At 69.9% G+C, this 2860-nt stretch carries 2 protein-coding genes, 1 tRNA gene and 1 pseudogene; 2 read left to right on the forward strand and 2 right to left on the reverse strand.

Annotation, left to right across the window (positions count from 1 at the left end; genetic code table 11):
- A pseudogene (locus GH736_RS20490) lies at positions 1-223 on the reverse strand (hypothetical protein); the annotation flags it as partial.
- A 145-nt stretch (positions 224-368) separates the two neighbouring features.
- A tRNA-Leu gene (locus GH736_RS20495) sits at positions 369-452 on the reverse strand.
- Positions 453-564: 112 nt separating this feature from the next.
- On the opposite strand from GH736_RS20495, the gene GH736_RS20500 reads away from it, so the two are divergent.
- Positions 565-1890 carry a M20/M25/M40 family metallo-hydrolase gene (locus GH736_RS20500; RefSeq protein ID WP_159606615.1) on the forward strand — a complete coding sequence of 442 codons (1326 nt, stop codon included), beginning with the start codon at positions 565-567 and terminating at the stop codon, positions 1888-1890.
- Between the two features lie 55 nt (positions 1891-1945).
- Positions 1946-2764: an undecaprenyl-diphosphate phosphatase gene (locus GH736_RS20505; RefSeq protein WP_235934560.1), complete on the forward strand. Its 819-nt coding sequence runs from the start codon at positions 1946-1948 to the stop codon at positions 2762-2764.
- Positions 2765-2860: the final 96 nt, after the last annotated feature.

Below are 2860 nucleotides of genomic sequence, written 5' to 3' on the forward strand. Positions count from 1 at the left end.
TCGCGCTGGGGCCGGCGAGCAGCGCCATGAGCAGGGTGGTCGAGCCCTCGACCTGCACGACCGTGCCCTCGCGGAGCGTGCCGCCCGGCAGCACGGACTCGAGCGCCGGATGCGTCGGCACGGCCTTCGAGTCGAGTCGGGTCGCCTGCATTCCGCGGATGCGGGCCTGCAGCTCCTCGACGCGCGCCGGACCGGGTGCCGGGGCGATGCGGGGAGCGGTCATGGTCATACCCCAGTTTCGAACATATGTTCGAAGGTGGCAAGTCCGGCGAGCCGACCGTCCCGGCATCCGGGACCCCGTTCGCGAGAAGGCGACGGGAAAACGAAAGAAGGCCGGATCATGATGATCCGGCCTTCTTCACAACGCGTGCGCGAGGGGGGACTTGAACCCCCACGCCCGTTAGGGCACTAGCACCTCAAGCTAGCGCGTCTGCCATTTCCGCCACCCGCGCGTTGTGTCAGGCCCTCGATCGCTCGGAGGCCCGAGAGAAGACATTAGCACGGATTCAGAGGCGCTTCGAACGCCGGTGGCCCGGCCACGACGGCGGCGGCTACGGTGAACGCATGGCCGAGTCATCCGCAGTCCAGCGCCCGATCGACGACCTCGACGAGACGGCGATGATCGCCAGGGACCTCATCCGGATCGACACCACGAACTACGGGGAGGGGCGCGCGAAGGGCGAGCGGGAGGCCGCCGAGTACGTCGAGGCGAAGCTCGCCGCGATGGGCCTGGAGCCCCAGTCGTTCGAGCCCGAGCCGCGGCGCACCAGCGTCGTCGCGCGCGTGCCGGGGCGCAACCCCGACAAGCCGGCCCTCGTGCTGCACGGCCACCTCGACGTCGTGCCCGCCGACCCCCGCAACTGGAGCGTCGACCCGTTCGCGGGAGAGGTGCGCGACGGCATGCTGTGGGGGCGGGGCGCCGTCGACATGAAGGACATGGACGCGATGATGTTGACCGCCCTCGGCGGCATCCTGGGCTCGGGCGAGCTTCCCGAGCGGGAGATCGTGGTGGCGTTCTTCGCCGACGAGGAAGCGGGTGGCGGCGTGGGGGCGAGCTGGCTCGTCGACCACCGGCCAGACCTCTTCGACGGGGCCACCGAGGCGATCAGCGAGGTCGGCGGCTATTCGATCACGGTCGGCGGCGAGCGCGCGTACCTGCTGCAGACGGGGGAGAAGTCGCTCATCTGGGTGCGCCTCGTCGCCCACGGCGTCGCGGCACACGGCTCGCGTCTCATCCGTGACAACGCGGTCACCAAGCTCGCCGAGGCGATCGCCCGCCTCGGACGAACGGAGTGGCCGCTGCACCTCACCGACACCACCCGCGAGCTGCTCGCGGCGATCGCCGACACGCTCGGCGTCGACCCCGAGCAGGTCTCGCCCGACGAGCTCGCGCTCGCGACCGGCTCGGCCTCCGGGTTCATCACCGCGACCCTCCGCACCACGACGAACCCGACGAAGCTCGAGGCGGGCTACAAGCACAACGTCATCCCCGACCGCGCCGAGGCGCTCGTCGACATCCGCACGCTGCCCGGCCAGGAGGAGGCGGTGCTCGCCGAGGTCCGCGCCATCATCGGCGACGACATCGAGATCGAGTTCGTGCACAAGGACGTCGGGCTCGAGGCATCCACCCGCGGACCGCTCGTGGACGCGGTCACCCGCTCGCTCGGCGCCCACGACCCGGGCGCCCGGGTGTTCCCGTACCTGCTCTCGGGCGGCACCGACAACAAGTCGCTCAGCCGCCTCGGCATCGCAGGCTACGGCTTCGCGCCGCTGCGCCTGCCCGACGACCTCGATTTCCCGGCGATGTTCCACGGCGTTGATGAACGAGTGCCGCTCGACGCACTATCCTTCGGTAACAGGGTCCTACGAGACCTGTTGCTCAGCTACTGACCAAAGACCGGTCTCGTTCCTCCGGCTTCCGCGGAGGCGGAAGGCGGATACCACTGTGCTCGAAGCGCTCATCCTCGGGTTCGTCCAGGGCCTCACCGAATTCCTCCCCGTCTCCTCGAGCGCGCACCTGCGCATCCTGGGGGAGTTCCTCCCCGGGGCCCAGGATCCGGGCGCCGCGTTCACCGCGATCACCCAGCTCGGCACCGAGACGGCGGTCGTGGTGTTCTTCTGGCGCGACATCGTGAGGATCGTCTCGCACTGGTTCGGCTCGTTCACCGGGCGCGTGCCGCGCAACGACCCCGATGCCCGCATGGGCTGGCTGATCATCGTCGGCTCCATCCCGATCGTCGTGCTCGGGATCCTGTTCCAGGACGAGATCGAGACGACGTTCCGCTCGCTCTGGATCGTCGCGACGATGCTCGTCGTGTTCGGCATCATCCTCGGCCTCGCCGACTGGGCCGGAGCGAAGCGGCGCAAGCTCGACGAGCTGACCGTCCCGCACGGCATCATCTTCGGATTCGCCCAGGCGCTCGCGCTGATCCCCGGCGTCTCCCGCTCGGGCGGCACGATCACGGCCGGCCTGTTCCTCGGCTACGAGCGCGGCGCCGCGGCACGCTACGCGTTCCTGCTCGCCATCCCCGCCGTCTTCGGGTCGGGCTTCTTCCAGTTGTTCAAGAGCCTGGGGGAGCCCTCCGTCTACGGCCCGCTCGAGACGGCCGCGGCGACCCTCGTCGCCTTCGTCGTCGCCATCCTCGTGATCGCCTTCTTCATGCAGTGGATCTCACGCCACAGCTTCCTGCCGTTCGTGATCTACCGCATCCTGCTCGGCGGCACGATCTTCGCGCTGCTCGCCACGGGCGCCATCGACGCGTGACGCATGCCGGCGGCATCCGCTGCGCCAGATGCGACGGATGCCGCTACGCGCCGTCCCGGGGACGCCACGGCTCGTCGCGCGGCCCCTCGCGGCCGT

The organism is Agromyces humi (genome assembly GCF_009720255.1).
Taxonomy (GTDB): domain Bacteria; phylum Actinomycetota; class Actinomycetes; order Actinomycetales; family Microbacteriaceae; genus Agromyces; species Agromyces humi.